The sequence below is a fragment of the Arcanobacterium hippocoleae genome (genome assembly GCF_031456295.1).
In the GTDB taxonomy this organism is placed as follows: domain Bacteria; phylum Actinomycetota; class Actinomycetes; order Actinomycetales; family Actinomycetaceae; genus Arcanobacterium_A; species Arcanobacterium_A hippocoleae.
Genome location: NZ_JAVDUJ010000001.1, coordinates 271,838 through 290,376, shown reverse-complemented (window position 1 = coordinate 290,376; position 18,539 = coordinate 271,838). Strand labels below are relative to the sequence as shown.

The window sequence follows — 18,539 nt, the reverse complement described above, 5'->3', positions numbered from 1 at the left end:
AGCTGACGAAATTCGGATGGCGATCAAGAAATGCGATCAAGCTAAACTTAGTGGAACTGATCTGATAGCTATTTGCGATACATTCAACTCATCACTGAATGCAGGTACGGAGAATGCCGTGTTTCATGGAACATCGTTGTATATTCACCATGACCAGGTAAAAGGTAAGTTTCTGGACGGATCACATTGATCAGAAAACGTAAAGAGGCAGCCATTTTTTGCGAATCACCGCCTGGCAAATCCGTGCGTCCGATCCCATTTTTGAAAATCACATCGCCGCTGAGCATAAAATGCTCTTCCCGATCAGTTTGCAAAATTGCTTCATCAGCCGAAAAATCACTGCGCCCGTCAAAAAGGAAGACGGAAGATCCTTCAGTGTGCCCTGGTGTCGCAACGGCTCGCACCGTCACTCCCGGCACAAATTCAAAACTATCTGTATACGCCGATTTTGGCACTTCCTGCAGATTTGCAGGTTTGCACCATTCATCGACTCCCATGCGCGGAAAAGCCAAAGCGAATTGCGGCATTCCGAGCGAGGCAAGTGGATCTTCCAAACGATATAAATCTGGTGCTGGCACGTATACCGGTACATCGCCAGCAAATGCGCTCACATCCCAGACATGATCTGCATGCCCATGCGTGAGCAATACAGCACCGAGCTGCAGCCCATGCGTCTCAAGCATTTGCTGAATCCAGAAGCGTGAGCCTGCACCTGGATCAACTACCAAAGCCACCCGTTGATGAGTATCGGCTAAAAGATAGCAATTTGCGTCGAGAAAAGTCCTAGAGTAGCGCAAAATAATCATATCTTCAGCATACTCGCGTGCACCCCTGATGAGCTAACTAGATCTTGTATAGCTGCTCTTGGAGATGAAAAATCAGCGTGTGTTTGTAAAATTCAATGCCCAAAATAAGATTACTTGGAAAAACTTCAGCATTTTCACGAAGAGAATGCACAATTATCGCGAAATACGCGTAAACTAAAACTGTTCTATCAATCAAATTACCGTGAACGGTGCGGATTTTGAATCCCTGACCCCGGCTGAACTTTTTAAGGAGCATCATGGCCGATAACACGCAAAACATCAAGCCAGTCCCCACACCCAAAGCTCATGTCTTGCCTACAGCTACACTCAAATCAGGTACTGACGAAGCTGCGCTTGCTGCTGCAAAATGGGGGCGCGTGGATGAAGACGGAAATGTATACCTGCGCCTGCCTGAAGGTGAACGCCTAGTCGGTCAGTATACAGCAGGTGGTACAGCTACTGACGCGCTCAATCTGTATGTACGCAGATTCCTCGATTTACAGGCCCAAGTTGCCTTACTCGAAACCCGCCTTGAGCATATTTCTCCTGAGGAAGCTCGTAAATCGCTGCAGACGATTAATAATGAATTAGTCGAGCCTGCCGTGGTGGGTGACGTGGAATCTCTTCGTGAGCGTGCTCAGGATGCGGAAGTGAAGATCGCACAGCGTGCAGAAGTTGTGGCTGCACAGCGTGCACAGGCAAAAGCCGAAGCGCTTACATTGCGCACTGAAATCGTTGAACGGGCTGAAGCGATTGCGGAGCAAGAGGTTGGCAGAATCCATTGGCGTAATTCTCGTGATGAATTAGCGCAGCTTCTCGACCAATGGAAACAAGCGCAGCGCAAAGGGGCACGGATCGATCGTGCAACCGAAGATGAGTTGTGGAAGCGTTTTTCAGCAGCTCGCACAAAGTTTGATCGGCATCGCCGGCAGCATTTCTCAGAATTAGATGCACAGCGGAAGCAAACAATTGCATTGAAGGAAGATATCATCAAACGTGCTGAAAAGCTGCAAGACTCTTCTGATTGGGGAAATACTGCAGCTGCTTACCGCGACCTATTAGAAGAATGGAAGCGAGCGGGAAGATCTACCAAGAAGGATGACGATAAGCTTTGGGAACGCTTCCGTGCCGCGCAACAAGTATTCTTTGATGCACGCGCAGGGCATAATGCAGCTATTGATGAAGAATTTGGTGCAAATCTGACGGCCAAGCTTGCGCTACTTGCTGAGGCAGAGAAACTGCTTCCGGTGGAAGATGTTGAATATGCCAAGGCACAGATTCGCGCAATTGGTGAGAAGTGGGATGCAATTGGCCGAGTACCGCGGGCTGATGTAACTCGTACCGAGGGAAGAATGCGCGAGATTGAGCGTGCAATTCGTGATGCTGAAAATCAGCAATGGGCTGATGCTGATTCAGAGCTTAATGAACGCTCAATGGGAATGGCAGCGCAATTGCAAGCCCTCATCACAGAGCTCGAAGAGCAGCTGGCACAAGCACAAAGCGCTGGAGATGAGCAGAAGATTAAGGAATACACTGACGCTCTAGAAGCTCGTAAAGCTTGGTTATCCACAGTTTTGGATAGTTAAGAAAGATTCCACAGTGATGCCGTGCGGAAAATAATTTCCCACGGCATCACTTATATTTTTAACGTGAATCAAGAATTACCACTTTCTCCCGCTTCCAATAGCGCTCCCTGGCAGAAACTAAACTCGATATGGGGCAAACACCAAACAGGGAAACTGAATATTTCGCGAACAAGCGCAAAATATCACAACAATCCACCTTCCATCCATAACGAATACCCCTTAGCGTACGCACATGATCTCGCAGCTCTAAACCATTATCGCGCATATCCCGAATACTATTTTGAATTACCCGAAAAGCATTTTGCAGCCTATGCTGCGATATCTTCTCCTGCATTGCGTGCGCTAGCGATCCAGCCTTTTATCAGCCGTGAAGATGTGCTCATCCAGGCTTCAGCGCTTTGGCTCCATACCGGCTATACAAATGCAAATATGCTCCGGAAAGTTGATGTAGCAGCAACTAATAGGCATCAAAAGAAAAATACGATACGCCGAATTATTCCTAATAATCATCTCACCAGAATTGCTGATGTAAAAGTGACCTCGCTTGAACGGACAGCAATTGATTTACTTCTTTCTGATCTCGAACTTGGAATTTGCGCAATTCCAAAGTTGATTCGCTGCGGCACGAATATCGCTAAAATTCATAGTTTCAGCGAAAATATGCACGGCAAACAAGGTATCGGAAAAGTCCGGAGTGTACTAACTCAACTGCGTGAAGTACGTTCATTGAAGCAACTTGAAAATCTCAGCAGCACTTCCCTGGCGTAAATTTTCCAGTGCGTGATTTACTGCAAACAGTTTATACTCGCCGTGCGGATTCCTTCCGGGAATTCGTGACACGATATGCATCGTATACGCCTTCAATCTTCTTTAACTCTTTAAGTACCTGCCGTAAATGCCGTGGATCAGCCATTTCAAACGTGAAATTAGATCGAGCAACTCGCTCACTGGAGGTATTGATATAACCGCTCAGCATATTTACATCATGTTCAGATAGCACCCGAGTGATATCAGCAAGCAGCCCGCGGCGATCAAGTGCCTCAATTTGCACCTGTACTAAGAACACACCATCAGCCTGGCTATCCCAAGCAATATCGAGAAACCGTTCTGGTTCATTGCGCAACTGCTCAACATTTGGGCAATCAGCACGATGGACAGAAATACCCTTTCCACGTGTCACAAAACCCACAATTTGATCTGGAGGTACTGGTGTACAGCATTTTGCCAATTTCACTAATACGTCAGTGTCCTCAATACTTGAGACTACCACTGCCGAAGAGACTGCTCCTACCCGGCGATGTGCAATGCGTGTAGGGGTGAGGGCTTCTGCGAGTGTCTCTTCTGCTCCTTGCCGTCCCCCCTGGCTTTGAATTAAATGATTAACCACATTCTCAGGAGAAATTGCGCCTTCGCCAATTGCGATATATAAATCGGAGACGTCTCGCCGATTCAAATCTTCGGCAACTGCTCGTAAAGTTTCATGCGTCATCAAACGTTGCACTGGTTCGTTCTTGCGACGTAATGTTTTCGCGAGCTTTTCCTTCCCAATTTCAAGTGCTTCATCGCGTCGGTTTTTTGTAAACCAAGCTTTGATTTTCGCGCGTGCCCGGGGTGTTACTACAAAGTCCAGCCATCCTTGTGATGGGCCGGCATCGTCAGATTTCGCAGTAATGATTTCCACTGAATCGCCAGATTCAAGCCGGTGATCAAGCGTGACCAGCCGGTCGTTGACTTTCGCGCCAACAGTTCGATGCCCAACTTCAGTATGTACCGCATAAGCAAAATCTACTGCAGTCGCTCCCATTGCCAGCTCCATCACTTCACCAGCTGGCGTGAACACATACACCTGTGATCCCGACATTTCATACCGGAGTGAATCAAGGAATTCTGCGGGATCAGCAGTTTCGCGTTGCCAATCTACGAGTTGCCGGAGCCATTCGAGTTGTGAATCTTGATCGGTTTGCGGTGCTTGCCCACTCGTCTTATTCGGATTTTCTTTATACCGCCAATGTGCAGCTACACCAAATTCAGCGCGGCGATGCATTTCAAAGGTCCGGATCTGGACTTCAACCGTGCGATTTCCCGGACCGAGCACAGTAGTATGAATCGACTGATAAAAATTGAATTTCGGACTTGCGATGTAATCTTTGATGCGCCCTTGCACCGGTGTAAATACAGAATTAACAATGCCTAATGTAGTGTAACAATCCTGTACTTCGTTTACTAACACCCGTACACCGATCAAATCATAAATATCTTCAAAATCGCGGCCACGCAGGATCATCTTCTGATAAATCGAATAATAGTGTTTTGGACGGCCTGAAATCTTGTATTCAACATGTGCGTGCTGAAGTTCCTGATTTAATTGCTGCGTGATTTTCTCGATATATGCTTCGCGCTCTGGATTGCGCTCTTTCACCATTCTTTCAATTTCTGAATATACAGCTGGATAAAGTGTAGAGAATGAGAGATCTTCGAGTTCCCATTTGATCGAATTCATGCCTAGCCGATGTGCAAGTGGTGCATAGATCTCAAGAGTTTCACGTGCTTTATTTTGCGCAGAAGTAGACGGCACATATTTCCACGTGCGTGCATTATGCAGCCGATCCCCCAGTTTGATCAAAAGTACGCGAATATCTTTGGCCATTGCGACAACCATTTTTCGCACTGTCTCAGCCTGCGCTGCGTCTCCAAATTCGACTTTATCAAGTTTAGTTACACCGTCAACGAGCAAAGCTACAGTCGGACCGAATTCTTTTGTCAGCTCTTTGAGCGTATAGTTCGTATCTTCGACAGTATCGTGAAGCAACGCTGCTACAAGTGTATCTTCATCCATCCCCAGCTCTGCCAGAATCGTACAGACGGCTACTGGATGTGTAATATATGGCTCACCTGAACGCCGCTTTTGCCCATCATGCTGCTTATATGCGACCCGATAAGCTTGCACAATTCGAGCAATATTCAAGGGACGATTTCCAATTGCTGCAATAACTGGTGCGAGCAGAGAAGGCATTTGTACTGGTGATTCTGCTGCCAACCACGGATACTTTGTTGCACGGGTGTCAGTATGAGCGTCAAAATGATTTGCTTCCATGTAGAAAGTATAAGGCCTGAAAGCATTTTGCCACAGCAGCACACAATGAAATCTTAAAATCAAGACAGATAGATTTCCCTGAAATAAACAAAGAAGTGGGCGGCTAGTTCATTTTGAACTAACCGCCCACAAACCGTTCCCGCTTGCGGTACCGTAATATTTCCGGAGATTCAGAATTTAATATGCAAGCACTGATTCAATCGGTACTCGTTCACCAAGACGATTGCGCCCGTCAAGATCTTTGAGTTCAAGCAGCACACAAATTCCAGCTGCTTTTCCGCCGGCTTGTTCAATTAAGTTGATTGCCGCACCAGCCGTACCACCGGTTGCTAAAACATCGTCAATGATCAAAACGCGTGCGCCATCTTTGACGGTAAAAGGTTGTAATTCCATTCGTGCTGAGCCATATTCAAGATCATAATCGATCCCGACAACTGGTCCAGGTAGCCGGCCAGCTTTACGTACCGTAAGCATGCCCACGCCGAGTTCCAATGCAAGTGGCGCCCCTAAAATGAATCCGCGAGATTCCAGACCGGCAACAGCATCAACTTTGCCGCGATAGCGTTCAGCTAAAATTTTAATCAATGCGCCAAATGCTTCTGCATCCGCAATTAATGGAGTAATATCTCGGAATAGCACGCCAGGAGCAGGAAAATCTTGCACTTTCCGCACATGACTTTCAACTAAATCCACTACTTCCTGGGGAAAGATAGCTGTTTCGCTCATTTCTTATTCCTCTTCTTTCGCTTTGGTTGCGAACGCTGACCAAGATGCCCGCCGGCTACACGCTCCTCAATTCCTGCATTTGCAAGCATATCGGATTCCATCTTATTACGGGTTTGCGCATCCACATTATTGGATGCAATTTCAACTGCATTTTTGCGCATTTGCTCAACCATCTCAGTGTGCGAGCGAATATCTTTGTTCCGCATCCCCAAGGCTACGGCAAGCGGAGCAGCTAAGAAAATAGACGATAATGTGGAAAGGATCATTCCCACAAACATCACTAGCGCAAGATCACGCAGCGTATCTGCACCCAGGAAACCTACGCCAATAAAGAGTACTGAAATTACTGGCAGAAGACCCGTCAGTGACGTATTTAAGGATCGAATCAAAGTTTGGTTGATCGCCAGATTTGCAGATTCTGCAAATGTGTATGCAGATTGCGCACGCAGTTTTTGCGTATTTTCGCGAACTTTATCAAACACAACAACTGTGTCGTAAAGTGAATAACCCAAAATCGTCAGAATCCCAATAATCGTTGCTGGGGTGATTTCAAGACCAAGGATCCAGTAAACGCCGAGTGTGACCACGAAATCGTGGAGCAAAGCTCCAATCGCTCCGACGGCAATAGTCCAGGAGCGGAAGTATCCAATCATCACGATTGATACCAGCACCATGAAAACGATCATTGCCCGAATTGCTTTACTGAGAATATCTTGCCCCCAAGATGGGCCGATATATGTGGAAGTTACTTCATTTACAGGTACCGCATATGCTTTCGCCAAAGCATCTTTTACTTGCTGCGTTTGCTGATCATCAAGCTGTACCGTCTGCACTCGTACACCGTTTGTGCCAACGGTAGATACGCGTGGTGCATCATCTTTTCCGACTTCTTTAATTACTTGATATGCAACATCATGGGATAGTGAAGCAGCCCCCGAGACAGTGAACTGCGAACCGCCCCGGAATTCGATCCCAAGATTTGGACTTTTTATCGCGAAAGATAGCAGCGAGATCACAATTGCTACAATCGCGATTCCAAACCAGATATTTCGCTTGCCAATAACGTTAAATGAGCGACGTCCAGAGTAGAGACTATTGCCAAAAGAATACATCGACATTACTCATCACTCCCTTCAACTATTTCAGTAGCAGCAAGATTCTTCTTTGCGCGACGTTCGGCAGCACGCTGCTGTGCCAGCGAAAAAGTAGTATTGCTACTTGACGCATTTGCTTCTAATACCGACGATTCTGAATCTTCTTGCACCTTCGGATCCACGCCTACGTTTTCGTTTGGATGCACATCATGCTGCAATGATTTGCTTCCGCGCCCTCGATAACGCGGCGTCTTCCGCAATTTCGCTTCATTCAAACCAGAATATGGCATTCCGTGACCAAAGAACTTGCTTCGTCCAAGAAGCTCCATTAATGGGTAGGTAAACATCATTACTACGATCAAATCGAGAACGGTGGTAATCCCAAGTGTGAATGCAAAGCCGCGTACTGAGCCAACCGTGAGGATGTAGAGCACAATTGAAGCCAAAAGGTTTACACAGTCAGAGATAATGATCGTGCGCTTTGCACGTTGCCAACCATGAGTGATTGCACCACGGATCGCACGTCCGTCACGGATTTCATCACGAATGCGTTCAAAATAAACAATGAAAGAATCTGCCGTCACGCCAACGGAGATGATCATACCGAGTACGCCAGCCATTGAGAGGCGATATCCCATCGTCCATGAAAGCAGACAAATCACAAAGTATGACAGCCCAGTAGAAAGCAAGATTGAAAGCACAGCAATCCATCCGAGTGCGTGATACTGCCAAACCATGTATGCCACAATCAGCAGCAAACCGATCAAACCAGCAATCAAACCAGCTTCAAGTTGTGAAATACCAAGGGTTGCCGAGATTTGTTCCTCTGACTGTACTTCAAAGTTTAATGGTAAGGATCCGAAGGAAAGTTGGTTTGCTAAAGTTGCGGCTTCGTCAGCTGTAAAATTGCCAGTGATTTGTGCTTGCCCGCCAACAATCGCGCCATGCGGTACTGGTGCAGAGATCACCCGCCCATCCAATACGATCGCAAATTGATTTTTCGGAGCTGGAAGATTGTAGATGCGCCCAGTGATCTCGCCAAATTTATCTGCCCCAGCCTGATCAAAACTCATTGATACTGCCCAGCCACCGCTCGGATTGCCTTGCTGATCGACGGCGAGATTAGAAGATGCTTGGGTCAGATTAGTACCCTGGATTTCTGCTGGACCGAGCAAATATTTCACTTGACCAGTGGTGTCACAAGCAACTACACCAGTATCTGGATTATCGGCAGTTCCCTTCAATTGGGCATCTTGAGTGCCACATTGGAGTTTGTATGCATCATAGAGCATTTGTTCGGTGATCCATGCTTCATCTGATGAATCAGCAGGTTTTGTAGCTGGTTGATCAGATAGCTTACCGTCGCCGTCTTTATCAGCGAGTTTCATCAGCTCTGCATCGATCTGTGCATCGCTCAGCTTAGGTGCATCTTTTGCCTCGGGAGCAGCTTGCCCAGCAGCTTGTGCTTTCATCGCTGCGATCGCAGCACTATCGAGTGCATTTGGGGCAAGTGCACCGATCACTGTACGCAGGCGCAGTACCGCAGAAGTACGCACCAAATCTAGGGTTTCTTTGGAAGGCTCGCCAGGTAGCCCAACTACGATATTTGAACCGCCTTGCGCAGTAATTTCAGCTTCTGCAACGCCTGAGGCGTCAACTCGCTGCCGGATAATTTCGATTGCCTGATTTACATCTTCCTGTGTGATTTCCGAACCATCGGTAGTTACCGGTGTTAAAATCAGCTGCGTTCCCCCCTCAAGATCAAGAGCGAGGGACGGAGTAAATTTAGTTTCTTTCTGAACAATGCTTCCGTATACAAGGCCACCGATTAAGACGGCAACGAGCACAAAAAGCACAATCAGTCTCTTCAACGGTGATGACTGAGCATCTACCCCATTTGTTTGTGCCAAGGGAAATCTTTTCTCTCGTTATTTATTGATATTTACAAATAATCTATTTATATATTCTGCATCTACAAAACTTAGCGCGATTCATTATTTTGATCGGCATCTGAAGGAGTTTCTGCAGTAGTGAGTACGCGCTGGTTTCCGAAGGATTCAGCAGCAGTTTCGACTTCGGTTTCTGCTTCTGAATCTGCTTCTGCTTCTTCCAGCAGCAAATCTGCTTCCGACAAATCTGCAAATGGAATATCCATTTGCGCCATGATTGAAGTGGCAAGCCAAACCGTTTCATCACCAGCAGGTGATTCAAGTGTTACTGCGTCACCATCGATATCGACGATTCGCCCGAAAAAGCCTGAAGTAGTAACCACATTATTACCCAATACAATTGCTGCTTTGCGGTGCTCTAGCTGCTTTTGTTGCGCTTTCTTCGCACCCGAGGACATCAGCCAAATAAGGCCAATCACTATTACAAAGGGGGCAATCATTAATGGATCCATACTGTTTTCTCCCGTTTATTAGTAAACTCTCATACCGTATCGATATATGAGCTAAAAAGGTCAGAACTAACACAAACTCTACCGCTTTTTGGCGCGAACTCGAAAAGAAAAATCAGAGCTGTGGATAGTACCACTCAATTCTGAAATTTGCAGTCCGATTTAAGCAAAGAGTGTGCCGGATTCACTCGGCGGAATCAGCCCGAGATGCTGCCATGCCAGAGCCGTTGCCATCCGTCCACGTGGAGTACGTACTAAAAATCCTTCACGAACTAAGAATGGTTCTGAAACGGTTTCTACAGTTTCCGGCTCTTCACCAACTGACACTGCAAGTGTCGTCAAACCAACAGGCCCTCCATTAAAACGCTTACATACAGCTTCAAGCACACTGCGGTCAAGTCGATCAAGCCCGAGTTTATCAACTTCAAAAACTTCTAAAGCAGATTTTGCTGCTTGCAGATCAAGCTCTCCTGTACCGCGCACTTGCGCCCAATCCTGCACCCGTCGCAGGAGCCGATTCGCGATCCGCGGTGTGCCACGCGATCGCGACGCAATTTCCATTGCAGCATCCGCCCTCAGTACTACTCCCAGTTTGATTGCATTTCGTTCTACGATCAATGCTAATTCTTCATGTGAGTAATAATCCAAATGTGCAGTAAAACCAAAACGATCACGTAACGGAGCTGGGAGCAGGCCCGCACGTGTAGTTGCCCCAACTACCGTAAAAGGCGGTAACGGAAGCGGAATCGAAGTAGCCCCAGGCCCTTTACCAACCATCACGTCAACGCGAAAATCTTCCATCGCAAGATAAAGCATTTCTTCCGCGGTACGTGCCAGCCGATGAATTTCATCAATGAATAAGACATCGCCTTCCTGCAGTGAGGAAAGTACCGCAGCCAAATCGCCTGGATGCTGAATTGCAGGTCCGGATGTCAGCCGCAGAGCACCATTTACTTCAGCTGCAATAATCATCGCCAGTGTGGTTTTCCCAAGCCCTGGCGGCCCGGAAAGAAGCACATGATCTGGCGCTTTTTGCCGCGCTTTCGCTGCTTCTAGAACCAGCGAAAGCTGATTTTGCACAACTTTTTGCCCCACGAACTCAACTAATTGTTTTGGCCTTAAGGCAGCTTCTTGCGCACGTTCAGTATCGCTTGCATCAGATTGCGTGATGCCCCAATCAGAATGCACCGCTATCTCCTACTTCCCAAAATTTGTAATGCAAGGCGTAAAACCTGCGGCACATCGCCGCTCGGCAATTCTAAAACTGCTTCTGCTACCGCAGCTTGCGCCGCACGTTCGTGCCAACCAAGATTCACCAATGCCGCAAGCACGTCAGATTGCAGCATCGGCTTGCTTTGTTCCGTGCCTTCCACTCCGGATTTATCCGTACCAACAATTGCACTGGAACTTACGGGAGCACCAAGCTTGTCACCGATTTCGAGAATAATGCGTTTCGCTACTTTTGGACCAATGCCTGGAACTTTGCAAATTATTTTCTCATCTTTTGCCATTAACGCACCCCGCAAATCATCGGGACTCAATACAGCGAGAGCAGCGAGCGCCGTCTTTGCTCCGATACCACTCACGCCAAGTAAAGTATTGAATACATCTCGCTCATCAGCATCGGCAAAACCAAATAAAATCAGCGCATCCTCACGGACTATCAGCGCAGTTAGAACACGAGCAGACTCTCCAATGTGCAGATGTGAAAGCGTATTTGCAGTAGCGAAAAAATGAAAACCCATACCTCCAACTTCGATCACCGCACTACCGGGGTGAACTTCAAGAACTTCTCCAGAGAGAGAGGAAATCACTGTACACACCTCCAGATCTCAAATCGAACAAATGTTTCAATAAATAAAGCATATCCTAAAATTAGATAATTCATCGAACGGGGAAAAAGCATCAACATAATATTCCCGCTGCAGATTTCACTTGCGAAATTTTTCTGGCGCAACTGCTCCGTGACGAGCTTGCAGGCGCTCAGCTTGTGCCCATAGTTTTTGTGCTGCAGTCAAATCAACACCTTCAGCCCGCGGTAATGTACCAGCTCCCCCATGTTGTGCTCTGGTTGCATTCGTATTCACAGCCAAATTTCCCCGCCAAGCATGACAAATTGCGATTGCAAGCGCGTCCGCAGCATCCTTTGGACGCACAATTTCTTTCAATCCAAGAATTTGTTTCACCATTAACTGTACTTGCGCTTTACTCGCGCGTCCGTTCCCACTTACGGCAGCTTTTACTTCTGAGGGACTGTGCATTTGTACTGGAATACCGTGCTGCGCAGCGCAAAGCATCGAAATTCCCACTACTTGTGCAGTACTCACCACGGAACGCACATTTTCTTGAGCAAAAACGCGCTCGATCGCAATCACATCTGGACGTAATAAACGTATTGTTTCTGCAAGCTTATTGTGAATCAAGAGGAGGCGTTTTTCAGGCAGCATTGCTGGATTTGACCTGGCGACATCGACGTCAACGAAAGAAACTCTCCTGGCACCTACAAAATCAATGGTACCCAAACCACACCTGGTCAGCCCTGGATCAATGCCAAGAATCCGCATTTGTATCCTTCACTATCTGCAAACATCGCATTACATAGTTGCAAAAATCTCTGCAATATTCGTAATTAAATTGCCAGTTCAAAATTCATCACTCTGATTCAAGCAGATTGATTTGAATCTAAAAGATGCGACTCGCCATAGTTATCAATTCTAAAGCGAGCCGCATCTTTTGAAGTACTGCAAGCTAATTTCGTATGCGAGGTAGAACTACCACGAATATATTTATCAGCTTACGCGGTTAACTTATTCGGCTTCTAGCTCAGCCATCACCGCATCTGGAATGTCTACATTCGAGTAGACGTTTTGAATATCGTCAAGATCATCGAGTGCATCAAGTACCTTTAATACTTTTTGCGCTCCTTCTTTATCCACGCTTACTTTCATTGACGGCACAAATTGCACTTCAGCAGAATTGTAATCAATGCCTTCATCCATCAGCGCACTGCGTACTGCCACTACATCATTTGGTTCACAAGTAACTTCGTAGACATCGCCTTCGTCGGTAACTTCTTCCGCACCCGCATCAAGTACTGCCATCAGAATGGTATCTTCGTCAATCCCGTCGGATTTTGGAACTTCAACTACGCCTTTCCGGTTGAAAAGGTAGGAAACGGATCCAGGATCAGCAAGCGTACCGCCGTTGCGGGTAAGTGCCACGCGCACTTCCGAAGCTGCACGGTTGCGGTTATCGGTCAAACATTCAATTAGTACCGCGACGCCGCCTGAAGCATATCCTTCATACATAATATCTTCATATACGACGGCATCTGATCCTTCACCGGCTGCACGTTTGAGTGCGCGATCAATATTGTCGTTTGGCACAGAGTTTTTCTTTGCCTTTTGTACAGCGTCAAACAGCGTTGGATTACCAGCAGGATCAGGACCGCCTGTACGTGCAGCGACTTCAATATTTTTAATCAGACGTGCAAACAGCTTGCCGCGCTTGGCATCAATTGCTGCTTTCTTATGCTTAGTTGTTGCCCACTTAGAATGCCCGGACACTAGATCTCCTAACGCATTGATATCATTACCGCGCTCATTCTACCCTGAAGCGCAAGTTGAGCGAAACTCCCGCTGTAATCTTGTTTTATTTTTGATGTTTTAACTCGAAAATATAATCACACGCATTCGCAAGTTCAAGGTCATGTGTTGCGATAATGAGCTTAACACCGTTCAAAAGCAATCGCACAAGTGCGCTATTTATTCTGTTATTTCGCGCATTACTCCATCCCAGCTAATAACCCATGATTCAAGCATCTGTGCAAAACCTGTCGGGTACACTTTCTCTCCTGCCTGGCTTAACTGCACCAATTCTGCTGCGCTAAACCACCCCTCGCGATCATGAACCTGCTTTTCAAGAGCCGTCAGCGCACGCCCTTTGCCGGAATCGATTACTTCCTGTTCCGCTTCGCTTACCCGCAAAATGAAAAATAATTCGTCTTGTTTGCGGATTTCACGAGCGAAATGGAAAGTAGCTTTTCGCGAAAGCACTGGACCTGCTAACCGCTCGGCTTCCACACGCAAACCAGTTTCTTCAAAAAGTTCCCGCAATGCCCCGTCGCGAAGATCTTCCTCCGGCTCCAAACCACCGCCGACGGTAAACCACCAGCAGTGCGAGAGATCAAAATAGTCGTGCCCCTGAATCAAATAGGCTTGCCCAAGAGAATTAATCAAAACTATCCGCGCTGCTTTTCGGTGCGGAAAACCATCGGCATCCAGCGGCCACTCCCGTTTTAAGTTTTCTTCTACTAACGAAAGTGTTTCATTTTTATTTTCCGCTTTTTCCAATACAACTCACCCCTAAAATCTGCTGTAAATATAATTCGCCCGTGAAAACGTAAAAGCAAAGTACAGCCGCTAATTTTCGCTCCACTTCGGATTTACGGATTATGCTGCGCCTGATTGCACTGCTGAAATACAACATACATTCGCTGGATTACTGTCACTAGCGCAGCGAAAGCCAGCAGCCATAATCCGGCTACAAGCACCCAAACACTTGCCCCTAATCCGACAAGCAGCGCACAAACACCAACAAAAACCAGCCGATCTGTACGTTCGGCGATCCCAACTGCTGCAGTTTTCCCAATTGCTTCCGCCCGCGCCCGGGCATAAGGCACAACTGAACCAAAAACCAAAGCCATTAGCGCCCCCAGCATTACCCATTCACGCTCCGGATGCGCAGCCCAAAAATAACCCCACAGAATAACTGACACAAACACTGCTGCGTCAGCGATCCGGTCAAGCGTGGAATCAAGGAAGGCACCCCATTCAGAGGTAGTTCCAGTAAGGCGCGCAATCTGCCCGTCAAGACTATCAAAAAGAATCGCCACAGTAGTTAACAGTGAACCAGCGATTAGCTGATTCCTCGGAATCAGCGTGAGTACAATCGTACAGCTCAATACTGTGCCAACTACAGTGACGACATTGGCTGAGATTCCAGCTTTCACAAAAAGTTTCGCAAAAGGACCGAAAAATTTTTGCGCAAAAGGACGCCCGGTTTTGCTCAGCACTATTTCCTCACTCGTCTGCAATACGCAGATGCCGTCAGCAACTGTTACTTTTCAAAGCAAAAGTATTTGACCGATGACGGCATCTGCTTTCATTTCACTTGGTTTATTCCCAATGATCTAAGCTGCTGGTCCAGCCGCCGATGATCACTGATTCGTGTGACGGCGAATCTGCTCTACGATCCGCTCAATTGCTTCATCTACTGGTACCCCGTTATCTTGCGAACCATCGCGCATCCGGAAAGATACCGCATTTGCTTCCGCATCTTCACCGCCAGCAATCAGTGTAAACGGAATTTTTTCTTTCGAAGCATTGCGGATCTTCTTCGGGAAGCGGTCGCCGGATTTATCAACTTCTACACGCACACCGCGTTCGCGAAGCTTCGCAGCTACGCCGTCAAGATATTCAGCGAACGCATCAGCTACCGGCACGCAGCGCACCTGCACCGGTGCCAGCCATGCTGGGAATGCACCCGCATAATGTTCAGTCAATACCCCAAAGAAACGTTCAATTGAACCGAAAAGTGCGCGGTGAATCATCACAGGACGCTGACGTGAGCCGTCAGCAGCCGTGTATTCGAGCTCGAAACGCTCCGGCAAATTGAAATCTAACTGGATCGTGCTCATCTGCCAAGTGCGCCCAAGCGCATCACGTGCCTGAACCGAAATCTTTGGCCCATAGAATGCAGCACCTTCCGGATCTGGGATAAGCTCCAGCCCAGATTCTTGTGCTACCTCTTCCAAAGTTTGAGTAGCTTCATCCCAAATATCGTCGGCGCCCACAAACTTCTTCGGATCCTTTGTGGAAAGCTCCAGATAGAAATCATCGAGCCCATAATCTTTCAGCAAATCCAGCACAAACTGCAGCAAACGTGAAAGCTCATCTTTCATCTGTTCCCGAGTACAGTAAATATGTGCATCATCCTGAGTGAATCCGCGTGCACGGGTGAGCCCATGAATCACACCCGATTTCTCATTGCGATAAACAGTGCCAAATTCAAAAAGCCGCAACGGCAGCTCGCGGTATGAACGCCCGCGCGAACGGAAAATCAAGTTATGCATCGGGCAATTCATCGGCTTGAGATAATAATCAGCGCCTTGCTTTGTAATATTCCCCTCGGCATCCTTTTCTTCATCTAAATGCATCGGCGGATACATTCCTTCAGCATAAAAACTTAAATGCCCGGAAACTTCAAAGAGATTCGACTTCGTAATATGCGGAGTATTCACAAAGGAATATCCGCCTTCAATATGCTTGTGACGCGAATAATTTTCCATTTCCATTCGCACGATTCCACCCTTTGGATGGAATACTGCTAATCCCGAACCGATTTCATCAGGGAAAGAGAACAAGTCCAGCTCAGTACCAAGTTTGCGATGATCACGCCGCTCAGCCTCTGCAATCCGCTGCTGATATGCCGTGAGTTCGTCTTTAGTTGGCCAAGCAGTACCGTAAACCCGCTGCAAGGAATCATTTGCCTGATCTCCGCGCCAATATGCAGCAGAGGCACGAGTGAGGGCAAAACCATTTCCAATCAGCTTCGTATTCGGCAAGTGCGGACCGCGGCAAAGATCAGTCCAAACCACTTCCCCCTTGCGATTTACGTTATCGTACATTGTTAGCTGTTCGCCGCCGACCTCGATTGCTGCACCGTCAGCCGCCTGATTGCTCTCTGCATCTGAGCCACCCTTCAAATCAATCAGCTCAAGTTTATAGGGCTGCGCAGCAAGCTCATCACGCGCATCAGCATCAGAAATCTCACGGCGTACAAACCGCTGCCCTTCCTTCACGATGCGCTTCATGTCTTTTTCAAGTTCTTTCAACAAATCTGGAGTAACAGCGTCAATATTGCCGAAATCATAGTAAAAACCGTCGGTAATGAAAGGACCAATTCCCAGATTCACTTCCGGAAACTTATTCTGCACTGCCTGCGCGAGCACATGCGTTGTTGAATGACGCAAAATATTCAGACCATCTTCACTATCAATCGTGACTGTCGCTACTTGACTTCCCTCAGGGAGAGACGTAAGTACTGTCGCTAAGTCTCGTAATTGCCCATTCACCCGCAAAGCCACGATCTCCCGTCGCTTTGCAAAATAATCAATACCATTCAAATCTTCGACGAGTTCTACAATTTCGCCATCAATATTGAGTTTCAACTCAACCTCCATTATCGGGTCAGCCGTCATACAAGGACGCCTAACATCTGGCACGCAACGATACCGGGGCCACGTGCACTTTGCTTACACCCCTAGCCTACCGTTAAAACCTGCAATGAACATATGTAAAATTCCGACTCACCCGCGAACGAGGCTAAGAGCACTTTCCGAACTTTTACATCAACAGGAGGAAAATATTATTCCTGAGATATCCTAAATCCATGGCATTAAGCGTATTTGATTTATTTTCAGTTGGGATTGGTCCATCATCATCACACACGGTAGGGCCAATGCGCGCAGCGTATAAATTTGCACAGTCACTAGGGGCAAAACTCTCAGTAACAACAAAGATTAAATGTGTATTATACGGATCATTAGGATCTACCGGGAAAGGCCACGGTACAGATTTTGCGGTGATTCTCGGACTCATGGGAGAAATTCCGGAAACCACCGATCCGCGCTGCACAATGCCAATAGTTGCGGAAGTAAACCTGAGCAATCAGCTTAAGCTCTTAGGGCAACACGAAATTTTCTTCTATCCTTGTGAAGATATCGAATTTGCCGGTCAAATCGAACTTCCTGCCCATCCCAATGGAATGCGTCTGCAAGCCTTTGACGCTGCCGGTAACCTAATTCAAGAGCACTACTATTATTCGGTAGGTGGCGGGTTTGTAGTATCTGGCGATGCATCCGGCGCCGAATCGATTGCAGAAGATGACACACTAGTTCCCTATCCGTATCGCAATGCAGCAGATTTACTTTCAATCTGCAAAGAAACTGGCTTTTCGATTGCGAAAGTAGCGCTTGAAAATGAAAAGTCCTGGCGCAGCGAGGAAGAGATCCGCAACGGTTTGCTCCAAATCTGGAATGTAATGAATGAAAGCATCGAGAACGGGATCAAAACCGAAGGGATGCTTCCTGGTTCACTCCGCGTTTTACGCCGTTCTCCTGGCTTATACCGCAAACTCTGCAATGAAAAAATGAGTGCAGACCCACTTGCCGGAATGGACTGGGTTACGCTTTATGCACTTGCAGTGAATGAAGAAAACGCTGCCGGTGGGCGTGTGGTGACGGCTCCGACCAATGGAGCTGCGGGAATTATTCCAGCCGTGTTGCGTTATTACACAAAGTTTGTAGACGGCACACACGAAGAAGATATCGTCACATTTTTACTTACTGCCGGTGCAATTGGCATAATTTTTAAGACCACAGCCTCAATTTCAGGAGCAGAAGTGGGTTGCCAGGGCGAAGTCGGTTCAGCTTGCTCAATGGCAGCTGGTGCAATGGCTGCGGTGCTCGGAGGATCGCCCGCACAAGTGGAAAATGCTGCAGAAATCGGGATGGAACACAATCTTGGTTTAACTTGTGATCCTGTTGGCGGTTTGGTGCAAGTGCCATGTATTGAACGCAACGCGATCGCGTCAATCAAAGCAATTGCTGCAGCACGGACTGCGCTTCGTGGCGACGGTTCGCATATCGTTTCGCTTGATTCGGTAATCAAGACGATGCGTGATACTGGGCTTGATATGCAGTCAAAATATAAGGAAACCTCACTTGGTGGGCTTGCTGTGAATGTCACTATTTGCTAATCAGAATCAAAGTTA

The 18,539-nt window shown here is 47.3% G+C and carries 16 protein-coding genes; 3 read left to right on the top strand and 13 right to left on the bottom strand.

Features of this window, described 5'->3' with window-relative positions; all coding sequences use genetic code 11:
* Positions 1-83: 83 nt before the first annotated feature.
* On the bottom strand, positions 84-806 hold the full coding sequence (locus J2S36_RS01365; RefSeq protein WP_309954781.1) for an MBL fold metallo-hydrolase: 723 nt from the start codon (positions 804-806) through the stop codon (positions 84-86).
* 257 nt (positions 807-1,063) lie between these two features.
* Between J2S36_RS01365 and J2S36_RS01360 the strand changes: the two genes are divergently transcribed.
* Both J2S36_RS01360 and J2S36_RS01355 read left to right on the top strand, forming a co-directional pair.
* Positions 1,064-2,392, top strand: a complete 1,329-nt coding sequence (locus tag J2S36_RS01360) for a DUF349 domain-containing protein (protein WP_309954779.1) — start codon at positions 1,064-1,066, stop codon at positions 2,390-2,392.
* Between the two features lie 21 nt (positions 2,393-2,413).
* Entirely contained in the window at positions 2,414-3,160 is a 747-nt protein-coding gene (locus J2S36_RS01355; protein ID WP_309954777.1) for a hypothetical protein, read from the top strand.
* 31 nt (positions 3,161-3,191) lie between these two features.
* On the opposite strand, the gene J2S36_RS01350 is transcribed toward J2S36_RS01355, so the two are convergent.
* From J2S36_RS01350 to thrS, 12 genes are all read right to left on the bottom strand, one after another.
* On the bottom strand, positions 3,192-5,405 hold the full coding sequence (locus J2S36_RS01350) for a RelA/SpoT family protein (RefSeq protein ID WP_309957429.1): 2,214 nt from the start codon (positions 5,403-5,405) through the stop codon (positions 3,192-3,194).
* Between the two features lie 258 nt (positions 5,406-5,663).
* The gene (locus J2S36_RS01345) at positions 5,664-6,212 is read right to left on the bottom strand and encodes an adenine phosphoribosyltransferase (protein WP_309954775.1); all 549 of its coding nucleotides are present in this window, start codon (positions 6,210-6,212) and stop codon (positions 5,664-5,666) included.
* Positions 6,209-7,330 (bottom strand): protein translocase subunit SecF, encoded by a 1,122-nt coding sequence (gene secF, locus J2S36_RS01340; RefSeq protein WP_309954773.1) that lies wholly within the window; start codon positions 7,328-7,330, stop codon positions 6,209-6,211. The genes J2S36_RS01345 and secF overlap by 4 nt, the downstream gene beginning before the upstream one ends.
* The gene (gene secD / locus J2S36_RS01335) at positions 7,330-9,216 is read right to left on the bottom strand and encodes a protein translocase subunit SecD (RefSeq protein WP_309954771.1); all 1,887 of its coding nucleotides are present in this window, start codon (positions 9,214-9,216) and stop codon (positions 7,330-7,332) included. The genes secF and secD overlap by 1 nt, the downstream gene beginning before the upstream one ends.
* Before the next feature lie 71 nt (positions 9,217-9,287).
* Complete coding sequence (locus tag J2S36_RS01330) at positions 9,288-9,707, bottom strand: preprotein translocase subunit YajC (protein ID WP_309954770.1); 420 nt, start codon at positions 9,705-9,707, stop codon at positions 9,288-9,290.
* 159 nt (positions 9,708-9,866) lie between these two features.
* The gene (gene ruvB, locus J2S36_RS01325) at positions 9,867-10,892 is read right to left on the bottom strand and encodes a Holliday junction branch migration DNA helicase RuvB (RefSeq protein ID WP_309954768.1); all 1,026 of its coding nucleotides are present in this window, start codon (positions 10,890-10,892) and stop codon (positions 9,867-9,869) included.
* Positions 10,893-10,894: 2 nt separating this feature from the next.
* Complete coding sequence (gene ruvA / locus J2S36_RS01320) at positions 10,895-11,518, bottom strand: Holliday junction branch migration protein RuvA (RefSeq protein WP_309954766.1); 624 nt, start codon at positions 11,516-11,518, stop codon at positions 10,895-10,897.
* Between the two features lie 117 nt (positions 11,519-11,635).
* Entirely contained in the window at positions 11,636-12,268 is a 633-nt protein-coding gene (ruvC, locus tag J2S36_RS01315; protein ID WP_309954763.1) for a crossover junction endodeoxyribonuclease RuvC, read from the bottom strand.
* Positions 12,269-12,511: 243 nt separating this feature from the next.
* On the bottom strand, positions 12,512-13,270 hold the full coding sequence (locus J2S36_RS01310; protein ID WP_309954761.1) for a YebC/PmpR family DNA-binding transcriptional regulator: 759 nt from the start codon (positions 13,268-13,270) through the stop codon (positions 12,512-12,514).
* A 198-nt stretch (positions 13,271-13,468) separates the two neighbouring features.
* Positions 13,469-14,056, bottom strand: coding sequence for an NUDIX hydrolase (locus tag J2S36_RS01305; protein WP_309954759.1), 588 nt, complete (start codon positions 14,054-14,056; stop codon positions 13,469-13,471).
* 92 nt (positions 14,057-14,148) lie between these two features.
* Positions 14,149-14,778, bottom strand: coding sequence for a phosphatidylinositol phosphate synthase (gene pgsA / locus J2S36_RS01300; RefSeq protein ID WP_309954757.1), 630 nt, complete (start codon positions 14,776-14,778; stop codon positions 14,149-14,151).
* Positions 14,779-14,922: 144 nt separating this feature from the next.
* A complete protein-coding gene (gene thrS / locus J2S36_RS01295; protein ID WP_309954756.1) occupies positions 14,923-16,965 on the bottom strand; it encodes a threonine--tRNA ligase in 2,043 nt (680 codons plus the stop codon).
* A 191-nt stretch (positions 16,966-17,156) separates the two neighbouring features.
* Between thrS and J2S36_RS01290 the strand changes: the two genes are divergently transcribed.
* Positions 17,157-18,524 (top strand): L-serine ammonia-lyase, encoded by a 1,368-nt coding sequence (locus J2S36_RS01290; RefSeq protein WP_309954754.1) that lies wholly within the window; start codon positions 17,157-17,159, stop codon positions 18,522-18,524.
* Positions 18,525-18,539: the final 15 nt, after the last annotated feature.

Coding starts and splice junctions, on each gene's coding strand:
- J2S36_RS01365 (WP_309954781.1), bottom strand. CDS start 806: ATGATTATTTTGCGCTACTCTAGGACTTTTCTCGACGCAAATTGCTAT.
- J2S36_RS01360 (WP_309954779.1), top strand. CDS start 1,064: ATGGCCGATAACACGCAAAACATCAAGCCAGTCCCCACACCCAAAGCT.
- J2S36_RS01350 (WP_309957429.1), bottom strand. CDS start 5,405: ATGCCTTCTCTGCTCGCACCAGTTATTGCAGCAATTGGAAATCGTCCC.
- J2S36_RS01345 (WP_309954775.1), bottom strand. CDS start 6,212: ATGAGCGAAACAGCTATCTTTCCCCAGGAAGTAGTGGATTTAGTTGAA.
- secF (WP_309954773.1), bottom strand. CDS start 7,330: ATGTCGATGTATTCTTTTGGCAATAGTCTCTACTCTGGACGTCGCTCA.
- J2S36_RS01330 (WP_309954770.1), bottom strand. CDS start 9,707: ATGGATCCATTAATGATTGCCCCCTTTGTAATAGTGATTGGCCTTATT.
- ruvC (WP_309954763.1), bottom strand. CDS start 12,268: ATGCGGATTCTTGGCATTGATCCAGGGCTGACCAGGTGTGGTTTGGGT.
- thrS (WP_309954756.1), bottom strand. CDS start 16,965: ATGACGGCTGACCCGATAATGGAGGTTGAGTTGAAACTCAATATTGAT.
- J2S36_RS01290 (WP_309954754.1), top strand. CDS start 17,157: ATGGCATTAAGCGTATTTGATTTATTTTCAGTTGGGATTGGTCCATCA.